Annotated in this window: 17 protein-coding genes; all 17 read left to right on the top strand. The window is 60.4% G+C overall.

Going from position 1 to position 15,906, the window contains the following annotated elements:
• The first annotated feature begins 24 nt into the window (after positions 1-24).
• The 17 genes from ABEA08_RS20445 to ABEA08_RS20365 all read left to right on the top strand — a co-directional run bounded on the left by ABEA08_RS20445 (position 25) and on the right by ABEA08_RS20365 (position 15,300).
• Positions 25-1,917: an EAL domain-containing protein gene (locus ABEA08_RS20445; RefSeq protein ID WP_345337284.1), complete on the top strand. Its 1,893-nt coding sequence runs from the start codon at positions 25-27 to the stop codon at positions 1,915-1,917.
• 208 nt (positions 1,918-2,125) lie between these two features.
• Complete coding sequence (locus tag ABEA08_RS20440; RefSeq protein WP_345337283.1) at positions 2,126-2,986, top strand: hypothetical protein; 861 nt, start codon at positions 2,126-2,128, stop codon at positions 2,984-2,986.
• Positions 2,970-3,572 (top strand): PilN domain-containing protein, encoded by a 603-nt coding sequence (locus tag ABEA08_RS20435; RefSeq protein WP_345337282.1) that lies wholly within the window; start codon positions 2,970-2,972, stop codon positions 3,570-3,572. Before ABEA08_RS20440 ends, ABEA08_RS20435 begins: the two co-directional genes overlap by 17 nt.
• Positions 3,569-4,243 (top strand): hypothetical protein, encoded by a 675-nt coding sequence (locus ABEA08_RS20430; protein WP_345337281.1) that lies wholly within the window; start codon positions 3,569-3,571, stop codon positions 4,241-4,243. The genes ABEA08_RS20435 and ABEA08_RS20430 overlap by 4 nt, the downstream gene beginning before the upstream one ends.
• The gene (locus tag ABEA08_RS20425; RefSeq protein WP_345337279.1) at positions 4,191-4,505 is read left to right on the top strand and encodes a hypothetical protein; all 315 of its coding nucleotides are present in this window, start codon (positions 4,191-4,193) and stop codon (positions 4,503-4,505) included. The genes ABEA08_RS20430 and ABEA08_RS20425 overlap by 53 nt, the downstream gene beginning before the upstream one ends.
• A complete protein-coding gene (gene mshL / locus ABEA08_RS20420) occupies positions 4,496-6,172 on the top strand; it encodes a pilus (MSHA type) biogenesis protein MshL (protein WP_345337278.1) in 1,677 nt (558 codons plus the stop codon). The genes ABEA08_RS20425 and mshL overlap by 10 nt, the downstream gene beginning before the upstream one ends.
• A gap of 44 nt (positions 6,173-6,216) precedes the next feature.
• On the top strand, positions 6,217-7,143 hold the full coding sequence (locus ABEA08_RS20415) for an ExeA family protein (RefSeq protein WP_345337277.1): 927 nt from the start codon (positions 6,217-6,219) through the stop codon (positions 7,141-7,143).
• Positions 7,140-8,300, top strand: a complete 1,161-nt coding sequence (locus ABEA08_RS20410; RefSeq protein WP_345337276.1) for a hypothetical protein — start codon at positions 7,140-7,142, stop codon at positions 8,298-8,300. Before ABEA08_RS20415 ends, ABEA08_RS20410 begins: the two co-directional genes overlap by 4 nt.
• Positions 8,297-10,042, top strand: coding sequence for a GspE/PulE family protein (locus ABEA08_RS20405; protein WP_345337275.1), 1,746 nt, complete (start codon positions 8,297-8,299; stop codon positions 10,040-10,042). Before ABEA08_RS20410 ends, ABEA08_RS20405 begins: the two co-directional genes overlap by 4 nt.
• Position 10,043: 1 nt before the next feature.
• Positions 10,044-11,261, top strand: a complete 1,218-nt coding sequence (locus ABEA08_RS20400) for a type II secretion system F family protein (RefSeq protein WP_345337274.1) — start codon at positions 10,044-10,046, stop codon at positions 11,259-11,261.
• Positions 11,261-11,695, top strand: coding sequence for a hypothetical protein (locus ABEA08_RS20395; protein ID WP_345337273.1), 435 nt, complete (start codon positions 11,261-11,263; stop codon positions 11,693-11,695). Before ABEA08_RS20400 ends, ABEA08_RS20395 begins: the two co-directional genes overlap by 1 nt.
• Positions 11,696-11,800: 105 nt before the next feature.
• Positions 11,801-12,418 carry a prepilin-type N-terminal cleavage/methylation domain-containing protein gene (locus ABEA08_RS20390; RefSeq protein ID WP_425557392.1) on the top strand — a complete coding sequence of 206 codons (618 nt, stop codon included), beginning with the start codon at positions 11,801-11,803 and terminating at the stop codon, positions 12,416-12,418.
• Between the two features lie 48 nt (positions 12,419-12,466).
• Positions 12,467-12,976, top strand: coding sequence for a type II secretion system protein (locus tag ABEA08_RS20385; RefSeq protein ID WP_345337272.1), 510 nt, complete (start codon positions 12,467-12,469; stop codon positions 12,974-12,976).
• Between the two features lie 19 nt (positions 12,977-12,995).
• Positions 12,996-13,415 carry a prepilin-type N-terminal cleavage/methylation domain-containing protein gene (locus ABEA08_RS20380; protein ID WP_345337271.1) on the top strand — a complete coding sequence of 140 codons (420 nt, stop codon included), beginning with the start codon at positions 12,996-12,998 and terminating at the stop codon, positions 13,413-13,415.
• 55 nt (positions 13,416-13,470) lie between these two features.
• The gene (locus ABEA08_RS20375) at positions 13,471-14,004 is read left to right on the top strand and encodes a type IV pilus modification PilV family protein (protein ID WP_345337270.1); all 534 of its coding nucleotides are present in this window, start codon (positions 13,471-13,473) and stop codon (positions 14,002-14,004) included.
• Complete coding sequence (locus ABEA08_RS20370) at positions 14,004-14,840, top strand: prepilin-type N-terminal cleavage/methylation domain-containing protein (RefSeq protein ID WP_345337269.1); 837 nt, start codon at positions 14,004-14,006, stop codon at positions 14,838-14,840. The genes ABEA08_RS20375 and ABEA08_RS20370 overlap by 1 nt, the downstream gene beginning before the upstream one ends.
• Positions 14,824-15,300: a hypothetical protein gene (locus ABEA08_RS20365; RefSeq protein WP_345337268.1), complete on the top strand. Its 477-nt coding sequence runs from the start codon at positions 14,824-14,826 to the stop codon at positions 15,298-15,300. Before ABEA08_RS20370 ends, ABEA08_RS20365 begins: the two co-directional genes overlap by 17 nt.
• The last annotated feature ends 606 nt before the right edge of the window (positions 15,301-15,906 follow it).

Genomic DNA, 15,906 nt, shown 5'->3' with positions numbered 1-15,906 from the left:
AGCGCCGGGACGGCAGGAGCTGAAATGAAGAAGAATCGCGAACAGACTCAACGCTTGGTGCAGTTTTGGGTGCTGTCACTGCTGGTGGTGACCCTGAGTCTGCTGTTGACGGCCTGGAGCGCCAGCGTCTCTCATACCAAACACAACCAACGCTTGGCGGTCGAAACGCTGGTACAGCTGATCGATGATCAGTATCAGCGCGGGGTGACGTTGGAGCAGATGCAGGATTGGCTGCCGGATCTGCTGGCGGGGTTTCGCGCCGAACAGTTGCAGCTTGAGCTGGAGCAAGAGGTGGTCTATCAATGGCTGCCGGATCAGATCTACAACGTCGGCACGGCTCACTATCGGCGGGAGTTGTCCAATGGATTAACGCTCAAGCTGGTACTTAAGCGGCCACAGTTGCTGCCGGCTTTCAGTGCCCAAGAGTGGTTGTTGGTGGCAATGGGATTGGCCATGGCGCTGGGGATGGTGGTGTTTGGGCGTCGCTGGCTTCGGGCGGAGATGGCCGGCGTCGAGTTGTTGGTGGTTCGGGCCACTAAGATCAACGCCGGTGATTTTGATGCGGCCGCCACGCCGGTGCGCGGCGAGCGCCCCTTGTCCGCCGGGCGTGCACTCACCAAATTGCATCGTCAGTGGCGACGTGAGCGCAGTGCCAAGTTGGAGTTGGATCGGCAGATCCGCGCCAACGCCAGTCTGGATCCGGAATCTGGGCTTGGCAATCGGATGTTCTTCGATACCCGTTTGGCCTCGCTGGCGCCCAATGGATCGTTCCGCAGTCAGGGCATGATCTGCCTGTTGCAGTTCAATGGGCTTGAGGCACTCACACCGCCGGTACGGTTGTGGGTCCTGCAGGAGTTCATTGATATCTGTCAGCCCTTGGTGCGGCCTCACACCGATGCGGTGTTTGCCCGTCTGCATTGGCTGGAGTTGGGGTTGGTGGTGCCGATGTTGCCACTCAAAGAGGCGGATGCCTTGATCGCGCGATTGCATCAGCTGAGCGACCGACTGAATCTGCCGGAAGGGGCGGACAGTGAGCGCCTGCTCCATATCGGCGCAGCCTACTTCTCCCGGGATGAGCCGCTAGAGCAGGCGTTGGAGGAGGCCGAACAGGCGCTGCGCGCTGCGCAGCTGCAGGGGGAGAGCAACTGGTTTATGTACGACAAGGGCGCGGTGGATCGCGAGCTGGCGCAGGGCTCGGTACGTTGGCGCAGCTTGCTGGACGGGGCCTTGCGTCGGCGCGATTTTGTGACCCTATTTCAGCCCATCGTTGATGGTGACGGCCAGATCCTGAGTCGCGAGATGTTCAGTCGGATCAGAGATCATCAGGGCAATATCTTGCGCGCTTCGCTCTATCGGCCCATGGCTCGGCGTTGTGGCTTGATCCCTATGGTTGAGCGAGAGCTGCTGGCGTTGGCGCTGCAACAGGCCAAGGCCCAAGGTTGGCGTGAGCCGGTGATGGTCAATCTGGCGTTTGAAGCGGTGTTGCACCCGCGCTTTGGCAAATCGATCATGATGCTGTTGGCCAACTATTCGGTGCGCCGTACTCAGTTGATCATCGAGGTCAATGAGCGCGAGCTGGTGCAATACGCCGATCAGATGGTGCCGCTGCTGAAAGCCTGGCATCGGGCCGGAGTGCAGCTGTCGGTCGATGGGGTGGGATACACGGTCGAGGGCGCGCACTACATTGATGATCTGCCATTGAACTGGCTGAAACTGCACCCCAGTTTGGTGCACCAGATCGACACCCGCCGAGACAGCCAGCTGGTGATCACCAGTTTGCGCCAGGTGGTGTCGCATCAGCCGCTCAAGCTGGTGGCGGAAGGGGTTGAGTGCGAAGAGGAGAGTCGTTGTTTGCTGCGACTTGGGGTGGCCGGGGTGCAGGGCGACTACATAGGTAAGGCGATTTTGCCGCAATAACACGACTTCAGAACAAAACCGGCGAGGACTCTTCGCCGGTTTTTTTTGACTTTACGGGTGGCGTATGGCGCAAAAGGTAGTGATTTTGTGATGAGGGCTGGCTTTGGTGGTTAAGATCCGTTCATAATGCGGTGTAACATAATGGAAAATAAAACGTTACTGGGCTGTGTTGTGGCAGTCGGTGCTGGAACGGGAAAAGGGATATCGCGTGCTTGGATGGGGCAAAGATCGGAATGAGCGGCCGGTAATTGGCGCCTGCTTGCTGGCGGATGATCAGCTTTGGCTGGCCGAGGGGCCGGAGGGAGCGGCGTTGGATGGCAAGGATCCGACGGCGTGGCAACAGCTGCGTCAACGCGCTGGGCGCGTTCGGATGCAAGTGGTGTTATCCGAGCCCTGCTATCAATTGTTGTCCGTCGATAAACCCAGCGGCCATCTGGATGCGGAGCTGGCAAGCTCATTGCCCTATCTGGTGCAGGATCTCAGCAATGTCCCGCTCGAACACATTCACCTCGATTACTTTTCTGCCCCGACGCCGGCGGACGGCCGGGAGAAGTTACACGTCGCGGTGGCGGATCGGCGCCGGCTGAGTGCCTTGGTTCAGCGGGCGGACGACGTCGATCTCACCCTCGATCTCATCAGTATTGAAGAGCTGGTGTTGTTGGATCTGCTGCCGCCTCAGCCCCGCCCACATATCCTGTTATGGCACCTGCCCGGGCAGCCGCTCAAATTGCTATTGGCCCATGAGGGACGTTTGCTATTCAGTCGCAATGTTCGTGGCTTTAATCTGCTGGATAAGCTGAGCGATGAGGAGATCCGTCAGGGGCTGTATGAGGAGTTGTTGCTGGCGCTGCAGCGTTCAGGGGACTACTTGGTGCGGCAGTTAAAGCAATCGGCGGCGGAGGGGCTGACCTTGGTGTTGCCGCTGGCGCAACAGCAGCTGCTGGCGCCGATGCTGGAGCGCGATCTGACCCTGTCGGTGCAGTGTCTGGTTGACGTTGACCATTCGCCCCAGCAGATATTGGCACACGCTGCCGCCATGGCGAGGGGGAGCGATGAAGACGCGAATTAACCTGTTTTCGCCGCAGATGCTGCCGCGCAAGCCGCGTTTGACGGCGCCGGTGGCATTGGCGGTCACCCTGATGATCGCCGCATTGGTGTCGGGTTTGGTGTATCACGCCAGTCAGCGCAGTGCCGAATTGGCAGGCCAAGTGGACCAGTTGCGTGATGAGCAGCAGACGCTGCAGCAGCAGTTGGCGGTGCGCAGCCGCGAGCTCAGCGGGCACGCGGCGGATCCACGATTGCTGGATGCGGTGGCCCAGGCTCAGGCGAAGTTGCAGGGCTTGCAGCAGCTGGCACAGTTGCTGGATCAGGATCAGTTGCTGATCGAGCCCGGCTTTTCCAATCTGATGCAGGATCTGTCGACCAGTGCGGATCGTCAGGTCTGGCTCCAGCAGTTTAATGTCGCGCGGGATCAGCTTCGCCTCATTGGCCAGGCGCAAAACGCGACGGCGGTACCGGCCTGGATCGATCGTCTCGGTGAGCTGCCTTCCTTGCAAGGTCGTGCGCTCAGTCAGTTGGTCATCGATGGGGACGGCTCCGGGCCGGTGCGATTTGAGGCGAGTCATGGCCTGCCAGCGCAAAAGGAGGGGCCATGAGCGCATTGCGGTCGTTTCTGGTGAAATTCGCCGAACTCAGTCGGCGCGAGCGGGTGCTGATCGCCGCATCCTTGTGGCTGGCCGTGGGGCTGGGCGGCAGTGCGCTGCTCTATGAGCCGTTATTGGTGCAGCAGCAGCGCCAGGCCGAGCAAGTGACGCGGTTGCAGCAGGAACAACAAACGCTGCGGCAGCAAATAAGTACGGTCGAAGCGCAGTTGAACCAAGATCCCAATGCGCCGCTGCAGCAACGCCGGGCCCAGCTCGAGCGTCAGATCGTGCAGCAGCAGGAGGCGCTGGAGCAGGAGCTAGTGGATCTGGTCTTGCCGGAGCAGATGTCGGCCTCGCTGGCCAAGTTGTTGGCGCGGGCGGAAGGGGTCAGTTTGATCCGGATGCAGATCCTGGCGAGCGAGTCTTTGGTGCCGCAAGGCGGCTTATTTCGTCATGGCGTTGAGCTGGAACTGCAAGGCAACTATTTCGATCTGATGGCGGCGCTGCAGCGCATGGAGCAGTTAGAGCAGCGTTTTTATTGGCGCGATTTTAGCTATCAGGTCAGTGACTACCCCACTGCCAGGTTAACCCTGCGGTTGGATACCCTGGGCACAGAGGAGGAGCCGATCCGTGTTGGTCATGATCATACTGCTGATGCTGGCGCTGCCAGCTGGCGCCGCTGATGGCATCGATCCCACCGAGCCGCCGCAATGGGCAGCTCCGGTGGCGACGGTGCCCAGCGAGGGACAGAAATTGGAATCGATCCTGATCCAGGGCGAGCAGAAGCTGGTGTTGGCCGGCGGAGAAACCCTGAGGGAGGGCGATCGCTGGGATCAGCGCGTGATCCGCACCATCTATGCGGATCGCATCGTGTTGAGCGATGGCGAGGTTATTCGCCTGTTTCCCGCGTTAAGTGAGTTAAGCCAGGAGAGGCAATGGGATTGAACAGAGGAAGTTGGGCGCTGGGCGGGTTGCTCGGATCGCTCTTGGTGCTGGGCGGGTGCCAAAATCTGCCCAAGGATCGGCCTGAGCCGGTGTCCAGTCAGCAGGCGCTGCAGCAAGCGCTCAGTAACCCAGAGTCGGCATTACCGCCCCCTTTACCCGATTCCGTCCAGGCGGCATTGCGCCAGCCGTTGGCACCGGCTGCAGTCGAGCCGCAAGGGCCGATGCTGGATGTGGCGGCCAATGGGGTTGATGCGCAACAGTTTTTCGCCGGTCTGGTGAAAGACAGCCCCTATAACATCGCGGTTCATCCAGGTGTGCAGGGCACCATCTCGTTAAATCTTCGCCGGGTGACACTGGATGATGTGCTGACGACGGTGCGGGATATCTATGGTTATGACGTGCGCCGACAGGGGCAGGTGCTGCAGATCTTCCCGGCCGGGCTGCGCAGCGAAACCTTCCCGGTGGATTATTTGTTGATGCAGCGCAATGGCGTGAGCCTGACGACCGTCAGCTCGGGTCGGATCAGCGATCAGGATCAAAATGGCGGCTCCAGCAACCGAAGCTCTTCTGAAAGCTCCGGTTCAATGGATTCAGGAGGGTATTCTGGTAGCCGATCTCAGCAGTCCGGTCTCAGCAATGGGACCTTTATTGAAACCCGGACGGAAACCCACTTCTGGGATCAGCTTGAGACCATGCTGACGGGCATGATCGGTCAAGGCGATGGCCGTTCGGTGCTGGCCCTGCCGCAGGCGGGATTGGTGTCGGTCAAGGCCTATCCCGATGAACTGCGTCAAGTGGAGCAGTTCCTGCAACGGGCGCAGAAAAACCTGTCACGTCAGGTGATCTTAGAGGCGCGGATCCTCGAGGTGAAGCTGGATGATGGCTATCAACAGGGGATCAACTGGAGTGAAGTCACCGGCAGTATCGGCAATGCGGGTCGAGTCGGGGTCGAATTTGGCACCTCGGCGGGCAGCTTTGGCAATGAGATCAGCCAGGCCCTTGGCGGGCTGACCGGGCTGTCCTTCAGTGGCACGGATTTCAACGCGGTGGTCACCCTGCTGGATACGCAAGGGGATGTGGATACCCTGTCGAGCCCACGGGTCACGGCATTGAATAACCAAAAAGCGGTGATCAAGGTCGGCACCGATGAATACTTTGTCACCGATATCAGCAGCACCACGGTGGCTTCGACCACGCCGGTGACCAGCCCGGATGTGGAGCTGACGCCCTTTTTCTCCGGGATCGCGCTGGATGTGACGCCGCAGATCGGCGAATCCGGCGATGTCTTGCTGCACGTCCACCCGTCGGTGACCGATATCACCGAGCAGACCAAGGTGATCACCGCACTGGATACCGAGTTATCACTGCCCTTGGCACAGAGTGAGATCCGCGAGTCCGATACCCTGGTGCGCGCCCGCAGCGGCGATGTGGTGGTGATCGGCGGGATGATGAAGACGCTGAATCAGCAATTGGAATCCCGGGTGCCGGTGTTGGGGCAGATCCCTTTGTTGGGCGAGTTGTTTACCAATCGCTCGAATCGCACCTCGAAAACCGAGTTGGTGATCTTATTACGGCCGGTGATCGTCGAGCCTGATACCTGGCAGCAGCAGTTACAGCGCAGCGCCAATACGCTGGACGATTGGTATTCGACTGAGGCGACGCACTGAGTGGTCATTGTGGTCGGTGCGGACAATAAGGAGTGGATGCACGGATGTACCTGTACCATTTCGGGCTCAATCGCTTGCCCTTTACCCTGACGCCCAATACGCAGTTTTACTGCGAATTGGCCCCACACCAGGAAGCCCTGCAGGTGCTGCATACGGCGCTGGCGGCTGGGGAGGGGATCATCAAGATCACCGGCGAGGTCGGCACCGGAAAGACCCTGCTGTGTCGCAAGTTCCTCAATGACATCAGTGAGCGCCATCAAGTGGTCTACCTGCCCAATCCCAGCTTAGATCCCACCGAGATGCGCCAGGCGGTGGCACTCGAATTGGGGTTGCGTCCCTGCGCCGATCAGCAGCGACTGACCGGCCGGATCGGGGACAAGTTGCTGCAATGCGCCATGGCCAACCGACCGGTGGTGATGGTGTTGGATGAGGCACAGGCATTAGCGGACAACACGCTGGAGTCGCTGCGGCTGTTCACCAACCTGGAGACGGAAACCTTTAAGTTGGTGCAACTGGTGCTGTTCGGTCAGCCGGAGTTGGATCAGCGCCTGGCCCAACCGCAACTGCGGCAGCTGCGCCAGCGGATCACCTTCTCCTATCGCCTGCGCGGGCTGAGTTTGAGCGAGTGCCAGGATTACCTGCAGCATCGGCTCTGCGTGGCGGGAGCGGTTGAGCAGACGCTGTTTTCGCCACTGGCTTGTCGGCTGTTGTGGCGCGCCAGCGGCGGCATTCCGCGGCTGTTGAACGTGTTGGCGCATAAGAGTTTGATCTTGGCCTATGGGCGCAATGAGCAGGTGCTTGGCTCCGGGGTGATCCGAGCGGCGATCGCCGATACCGAGGCGGCGATCGTGCCCCATTGGTGGCAGTGGGATGGGGGGACCCGGCTGCAGTGGAGCTTGTTGCTGGGGGCATTGTTGGGCTTGATCGTACTCGGGACGGTATTGCGGCTTCATGGAGGCGGTTGGCAATGAGCGTGATCAACCAGACATTGCAGCGGCTTGAGCGCGCGGGCCGCCGTGGGATCCCGGCGCAGATCCCCCGTGTCTCGGTGCCCGCCAAGCGCACACGATCTTGGCGTTGGGCCTTGGCGGCGGGGCTGCTGCTGTTGCTGCTGGGGATCTGGTGGCCCTTGCTACCTTGGTCGACCCCGCCGCAGTCAGCGAGCATGACGGCGTCGGTATCCGCCGAGGCCGTGGCGGACACCACAGTGGAGCACACAGCGAAGCCCATCACGATGCCGGCCGTTTCAGCGCCGGAGGCGCCGCTGGAGCAGCCCCTGGCGAAGGCGCCGGAGCCCATGACGGCATCCGTGGACGAAGCGCAGGGCGCCTCGGTGAGTGGTGTCGCTGAGGCGATAAGCCCGCCAGCGGATACGTCAGGCACGAGAGCACCGATAGCAGCGCGTGGCGCGTCGGCGCCGATGACGACAGCAGCACAGGCCGAGATCAATGCGGCCACTTTGGTGGAGCCTGAGCCAGTGGCTGACGCTGCGGTAGAGCCTGTGGCCAGAGCCCAGAGCGCGATCTCGCCTGAGCCTTCGTCTCCGAGTCGCTCTGAGCCTGCTTGGCAGGCGCAACCCTCGGCCCTAACGCCGACCCAGCAAGCGGCCCAGCTGTGGCAGCAAGATCCACAGGCGCCGGACGCATTGCGCCAGCTCCTGCAGTGGGATCCGAGCCATCATCCGGCGCGCCTGCGCTATGTCGATACCCTGGCGGGTGCGGCGCAGCGGCAGGCGTTGCAGGCGGCGATAGAGCGTTTTCCGCAACAGGCCGGTTATCGGGTGCGCTTGGCGCAGCATGAGTGGCATCGCTCGGAGCGGGCCTTGGCCCAGCAGGCTTTGCTGGCGTCGCAGGCGTTGGCCCTTGAGCCAGTGTGGCGCAGCCAGCGGGCAAGCCTGGCCCAGCAGCTTGAGCTGCATGAGTTAGCCAGTTCGGATTGGCAGCTATTGCTGCAGCAACAGCCGTTGCAGGGGCACTGGTGGCTTGGGTTGGGTTTTAGTCTGGAATATCTACAACGATACCAACCGGCCATCCAGGCGTATCGGGCGGCGATGGCGGACACGCGGTTGGACGCCGACGCCATCGAGTATGCCCGTCGGCGGATCGCAGCATTGGGAGAGCAAGGGTGAAAGTCGCGTTAAAGCAACGATTGGGCGATCTGCTGGTTGAAGAGCGGGTGATCAGCAACGGTCAGCTGCAGCTGGCGTTGGAGCGACAGCGCGAGCAGGGCGGCAAGTTGGGCAAGGCCCTGGTCGCTCTCGGGTTTATCTCTGAGTCTCAGCTGTTGTCTTTCTTGGCCCATCAGCTCGGGATCCCGGTGTTAGATATCAGCCGGCTGCAGATCACCGCCAGCACCGTTAATCTGCTGCCGGAGGTGCATGCCCGGCGATATCGCGCCTTGGTGGTGGAGGCGGATGATCACAGCGTCACGGTGGCGATGAGCGATCCGGCCGATCTGTCGGCGCAGGATACGTTGGAAACCTTGCTGTCGCCGCGTCGGCTGGAGCTGGCGGCCGCCACCGACAGCCAGTTGATGGATGCCTTCGACAACCTGTACCGGGAAACGGGTCGGATCGCCTCGCTGGCCGGTGAGCTTGAGCAGGAGTATGGCGATACACAGGAGTTCAGTCTCAGCAGTGTGCTGGGCGACACCGCCGACAGCGATGCGGCGGTGGTACGGCTGCTGCAGAGTATCTTCGATGATGCGGTGCAGGTCCGCGCCTCGGATATCCATATCGAGCCGGACGAGAAGCTGCTGCGGATCCGCTATCGCGTCGACGGCCAGTTGATGGAGCATACTCTGGATGAATTTCGGATCAGCAATGCGCTGGTGCTGCGGATCAAGCTGATGGCCGAGCTCGATATCTCGGAGAAACGCCTGCCGCAGGATGGCCGTTTTCAGATCCAGGCACGTGGTCACGACTTTGATGTGCGGGTTTCGACCATGCCGACCCAGTATGGCGAAACCGTGGTGATGCGACTGCTGGATCACGCCGCTGGCCTGCTGGAATTGGAGCAAACTGGCATGCCAGCGGCGTTGATCGCTCGGCTGCGCGCGCAGATCCGGCGGCCGCACGGCATGATCCTGATCACCGGCCCCACCGGCTCGGGTAAAACCACCAGTTTGTACGGGGTGCTCAATGAGCTGAACCAGCCGCACAACAAGATCATCACGGTGGAAGATCCGGTGGAATATCGGCTGGAGCGGATCAGTCAGGTGCAGGTCAACAGCAAGATCGAGCTGGACTTTGCCCGGATCCTCCGCACCGCGCTGCGGCAGGATCCGGACATCATCATGGTGGGTGAGATGCGGGATCAGGAAACCGTGGAGATCGGCCTGCGTGGCGCGCTTACCGGCCACTTGGTGTTGTCGACGCTGCACACCAACGACGCGATCAGCTCGACTTTGCGTTTGATCGACATGGGCGCCGCGCCCTATCTGGTGGCCAGCGCGTTGCGGGCCATCGTGGCGCAGCGTTTGGTGCGGCGGATCTGCCAGCACTGTGAGGAGCCGCATCCGCTGTCGGCGGCCGAGAAAGCCTGGCTGCGCCACGTCGGGGGCGAGGCCCTCGCGGACGGGGCCTATCGGCGTGGTACCGGTTGCCAGCGCTGCAACCAAAGCGGCTATCGCGGCCGGATCGGGGTGTATGAGCTGCTGGAGTTTGATGACGATTTAGTCGAGGCGCTGCTGACGGAAGATCCACGCCACTTCGCCAAGACCGTCAAGGCCCGCCCCCGGTTTCGGCCATTGGCCTTGGCGGCGCTGGATTATGCCCTGGAGGGGATCACCACCCTGGCGGAGGCGATGCGGCTGGCGGAGGATCTCGGCGACAACGACCAAGCCCTGAGCCAGCAGGCGGAGGAGCACTGAGATGGCGCAGTATCGGTATCGAGGCCGGGACGAACGCGGCACCCTGGTGACCGGCGAGTTGGAGGCCGCTTCTGAGAGCGCGGCGGCGGAGCAGTTGATGCGGCGAGCGATCATTCCGCTGTCGCTGGAGCCGTTTCGTGCCAGTAACAACTTGGATCTGGCCAAGCTGCTGCAACGGCGGATCCCGATGACGGTGCTGATGCTGTTTACCCGGCAGATGCAATCGCTGACCCGCTCCGGCGTGCCGCTGCTGCAGGCGTTAAGCGGCTTGGCGGAAAGCCAGTCCCATCCATTGATGAGGGCCACCCTGTTGGATCTACGCGAGCAATTGGTGTCCGGCCGACCGCTATCAACGGCGATGAATGCCCATCCAAAAGTGTTTTCCCAGATGTACGTCGCCATGGTGCATGTGGGGGAAAACACCGGCAACCTGGATGCGGTTTTCGCCCGGTTGTACCAGCACCTAGAGCTGGAGCAGGACACCCGTCGGCGCGTCAGTGCGGCGATGCGTTACCCCATCTTGGTGATCTTGGTGATCGCGGTGGCGATGGTAGTGCTCAATATCTTGGTGATCCCCAAGTTCGCCGACATGTTTTCTCAGTTTGGGGCTGAGCTGCCCTGGCCGACGCAGGTATTGATCGCCACCTCCAGTTTCTTTGTCCATTTTTGGCCCCTGTTGCTGTTGCTGCTCGTCGGTGCGGTGGTGGGGTGGCTGTGGTATCGCAGCACCGAGCAAGGGGCGCTGCGTTGGGATCGACTCAAACTGCGCTTGCCGCTGGTGGGCTCGCTGGTGCAGCGGGCCACCCTGAGCCGGTTTGGCCGGGCGCTGGCGATGATGCTGCGCGGCGGTGTAGCGGTGAATCAAGCGCTGCAACTGGTGTCCGACGCCGTCGATAACCGGTTTGTCGGTCAACATATTCGGCAGATGCGCAGGCAGATCGAAGCCGGGGATAGCCTGCATCGGGCCGCCACGGCGTCGGGTCAGTTTAATCCGCTGGTACTGCAGATGATCGCGGTGGGGGAGGAGACCGGTCGAACCGATGAATTGCTGGATGATCTGGCGGAATTTTATGATCGCGAGGTGGACTACGAGCTGAAGGCGATGACCGCCAAGATCGAGCCGATCTTGATGATCTTTGTGGCGGGCATGGTGCTGATCCTGGCACTGGGGATCTACCTGCCAATGTGGGATCTGTTCAGTGCGGCGCAGGGGCGCTGATGGCTTTGCCGCAAGGACAGGCGCGGCTGGAGCTCTGGTTGAGTCTGGCGCTGTTTTTGCTGTTGTTGGTGATCCTGCTGGGGCAGGGCACCTGGCCTAAGGAGCGCGCTTTGCTGAGCCCCAGTCTGGTTGGCGTCCAGTTTCGTCAGGCCATTAACAATGCCCATGCGCGGTGGATGTTGCGGCAGACTTCGGCTTCGGCGCCAGCAGCAAGACGTGAGGAGCTGGGACTCGAGTCGAATGCCCTTGGTTGGCCGCAGCCGACCGGAGGATGTTTGCGTTTGTGGCGACAGTTGCTGGGGCCGGAAAGTCTGGCGCTGTTGGCGCCGACGCCGCCGCGCTTTGTTGAGGGGCTGCATTGTGAATATGGACTGCAAGGGGGCGGGATCTTGACCTATTACCCAGCCACAGGTTCGGTGATAACAAATCTTTAGTGGATCCGATGGAAAATTAACGGCAAAATCTAAACATTCCCGCAACTTATGCGGTACGTTGAACTAACTTGTTTTAAGTGGACTGTGTTGAACAAGGAGTAGCGAATGCAACAGACGATGCAACAGCGGCTGGGACAACGACAAGCGGGCTTTACCTTTGTCGAGATGGTGATCGTGGTGGTGATCGTCGGCATTTTGGCAGCGGTGGCGCTGCCGCGCTTTATCAACCTCACCGACGAAGCGGAGCGGGCGTCGAGTGAAGGGGTTGGCGGTGGCTTTGCCTCGGCAGTGGGGATCGCCCGGGCGCAGTGGGAGGTGGATAATCGGCCCGATGATGGTGAGATCCTGATGTCCGGCACCGAGGTGACCGTCAACCAGTTTGGTTACCCCTCCGGCGGTGACGATGCGGATGCGATGACTACGGCTGCTTGCCTCGACGCTTTCAATACTATCTTACAGAGCCCCCCAGCTGCGGTAGAGCAGGGCTTTGATGCCCGTCAGGCGCGCTATTACGTTACGGTGCGCGGCGGTGGTGGCAGTGCGGTGACACCGGATGGCGGTACCGTCACCGGCCTGAGTCGCTGCGTCTATACCCTAGTGAGCACGCTTACCCTGAATGACAACACCGGCATTCCGGCCCCGGCGAACCCTAACCCGGATACGGATGGAAAAGGCTTTATTTATAACGCTGGCACCGGCCAGGTGGTCAGCTTTAATAACTGATTTATTTCGTAGTTTAAAACACAAGTGCAAGAGACAAGGATGGACAGTATGAACAAACAACAAGGCTTTACCTTAATTGAGTTGGTGGTGGTGATTATCATCCTGGGCATTTTGGCGGTAGTGGCAGCGCCGAAGTTTATTAACCTGCAGGGCGATGCACGTGCCTCGACTTTGCAAGGGGCGAAGGCCGCCTTGCAAGGGGCTAACTCGCTGGTTTACTCAAAAGCGGCAATTGGTGGTTTTGAAGGCGTTGATTGTGTCGATGGGGCTGCAACTGAAGGGTGTGAGGCAATTGAAGGTGCCAATGTAGTGTTTGGATATGTGGCGGGCGATGCGGCTTCTGTTGCTGCTGTGTTGGATGTCGTTGATGAGGACTTCACTGTAATAGAATCAGGCGGGGAAGACGGTGATATGGTATTCCCTTCAGATGTTGATGTAGTGGTTTTCCCAACAGGATACAAAGCAAGTGTCGACAACGGCAAAATATGCTGGCTTGAGTATAGCCAAGCAACTAGCTCATCTAAGCCGAGTTATAATGTTGCAGACGGTGGTTGTTAATTAGCGCCTTGCCGTAGTGATGTCGGAGCCACGAGGCTTCACCTTGATCGAGCTGGTGGTCACCCTGTTATTGGTGGCAATCCTTGCCCTTTACGCCGCGCCCAAGTTTATCGGCCCGTCGGCCTTTCAAACCGAGGTGACCCGTGATGCGCTGCTGGCGGAGCTGCGGGCGTTGCAGCAGTTTCGTCTGGCTGGGCAGGATTGTCGCTTTCAGGCTGATGCTGCCGAGTTTGGTTTGCAGGGCGATTGCGCGAGTCAGGCGGCCTATGAACTGGACGGCGTGAGCCTAACCCTGGCTGGCAATAGAAATTTTGCCCTAGAGCTGGATGAGCGCGGCCGGCCGGTGTCGGCCTGCTCTGGTGGGTGTCAGTTGCAGTTGCTGGGCCAGAGCAGCCTGGCGATCTGCATTGGCTCCGAGGGTTATGTCCATGGCTGCTGAGCGGGTTCGTGCGTTATCACCCTTCTCCCTCTTATCCCCCCGTCCCCGAATACTTTTGCCCCAGTCCCGGCCGTCGTTGTCTCGACAATGCGGCCGCCGTGGTGGCTTTACCTTAATCGAATTGGTCGTTGGCATGGTGGTGCTGGGCATTGCCTTGGTGCTGCTGGCGACCTTGCTGTTTCCGCTGGCAGAGCGGGCCGGCTCCGGCGTGCAGCGGGCCAAAGCGGCACAGTTGGGGCAGGCGGTGTTGGCGGAGTTGGCGGGGCGGCGGCTTGATATCAATACCCCGCCCGGCGGCGGCGAGATCGCGACATTGACCTGCTGCAGTGGCTCCGCTTCGGTATGTGCGGCGGCAGCGGCGGATCCAGTGGATCCCAGCAGTTGGCTGCTGCTGGATCGTTTCGATGGCTTTAGCCGGGCAGCGAACGAGCTGTTACCCGGCGAGGATTACGCCGGCTTCTGGCTGCGGATCGGCGTCGGTTGCAGCGCCCCGGCGGGCTGGCTAGGGGCCGGTAAGTTGATCACGCTGGAGGTTGAGGCGGCCAATGGCGAGTCGTTCGCGTTTGCCCAGCTGCGGGGCAACTTCTGATGGCGCGCGCGCGGTGGCAGGCCGCGGGTTTTACCCTGGTCGAGCTGGTGCTGGTGATCTTGGTGTTGTCAGTGCTGGCCATCGGCGTCACAGGATTTATTACCCGCGGCACCCAGATCTACGTCGACGGGCAGCTGTGGCAGCGCCATCTGGGCGAGGTGCGCTATGGCGCGCAGCGACTCAGCCGAGAGCTGCGCGACGCGGTGCCCGGCTCAGTGACGATCAGCAATAGCCCGGGTGCAGCGGCGCAGAGTTGCATCCGTTTCCTGCCTATTTTGCGGGCCGAACGTTATCTGGCGGCGCCGCTGCCGGGTGACGCGACCACCCTGCTGGCCTATCCGCCGGATTGCTGCGACGGCGACAGCAACGATCAGCTCTGCCTTGATGGCGATGACAGCAACAATCACCAGATCTGCCCTGACTTTGATGGCGCGGGCACGGCCGTCACCCTAAGCCTGCTGGAGGGGTATGTGCGCCATGAGTTTGCCATCGACTCGGTCGTGCTCAATGGCGAGCTGGCGGCGATCGAGCTGGATCGTCCCATCGAAGCCTTGGCCTACTCCACCGGCCAGCGTTATTTCTTGTCCAAGGGCGAGGTGGCGTGGTGTGTCAGTAACGATGGGACCTTGCAACGCGATGGCGTGCTGATGGCGCAGGGGCTGCAGAATCGTTTGACCGATTGTGCCGTTAACGGCGCGAGCGATCCCCAGTGCCCCTTTGTCGAAACCGCGCCGGGGCAGCAGCGCAACAATACGGTGCGACTGCAATGGTGGTTGGCGCAGGGAACGTTGGATCAGCGCTTTGCTCAGGAGGTGCAGCTTGAAAATGTACCTTAATGCCCGCGCGGTGCGTCGTCAGCGCGGCTCGGCGCTGATCCTCGCGGTGTTTATCCTGACGGTGATGATGTTGCTCAGTCTGGCGCTGCTGCGGGTGCTCAATCAGGAAACCACCAATGTGGGCTTGGAGATCAACGCTACCCGCGCCTGGAGCGCGGCCCAGTCCGGTATCGATTTTGGCTTGGCTCGGGTGCTTAACCGAAGTGACGAGGCCAGTGACGAGGCCAGAGACGCATGCGATGCCGTTTCTACCCGAGCCGGAGCCCTTGCCCTAGCGCCGGGCGAGGGGTTGGCAAACCACACTGGCTTTTATGGCTGCACGGTGGCCTTGGCGTGCACCTATCGGGCTGCGGCGGCGGATGATGATGCTGAGCATCGCTTCGCCATCGAGGCGGACGCAACCTGTGGGGCACAGGCCATCGCCGCTCGGCGTGTTATCGAGGTGCTGGCGTATGATTAGAGGCTACTGTAAGTCGCTCGTGTTGCTGCTAGCCATGCTTCATGTGATGCCGCTATTTGGGGCGCCTGGTGACACCTTAAATCCAAGTGCTACGGATGCATTGGCCGTTCGGATCAATGAAATAAACGCCGATGCGGGTTATGTCGAGTTGTATTTTCCTAATGACATTACGGTCTCAGACTGGGCGTTACGAACCGTCTCAGGAAACGGCGCTAATTTGACTGAGAACATTTACGAATTCTCAGGAACATACACAGCCAATAGCTGGCTGGTGCTCTCTGACGTAGCGCTGGAGTCGGTACATGGCGAGGTGTTGCTAACCAACACGGACGCGGTACTTATCAATAACAGCAATTCCGTTGTTCACTATGTCAATTACAGTAATAACAACAATTCTCGGAAGTTCGTTTGGAATGTAACAGGCAATGTTTCTACCACTTTGGTCAGTTATAACGGCAATAAAGCCAATCTTTGTGCCATGTCTGATGGCGAAGTGAATGAACAGGAATGGTTCGACTGTACATCGACAGAGGGTGACACCAATGGCGTTTTGGCGGAGCTCCCATTGTTCCTTGAACAGTGTACGGCGCGTTTTCCGACCTCTGT

The sequence above is a fragment of the Ferrimonas pelagia genome (genome assembly GCF_039543565.1).
Classification (GTDB): Bacteria; Pseudomonadota; Gammaproteobacteria; order Enterobacterales; family Shewanellaceae; genus Ferrimonas; species Ferrimonas pelagia.
Note: the sequence above shows the minus strand (reverse complement) of the source record. Positions and strands in the feature narration are given on the sequence as shown.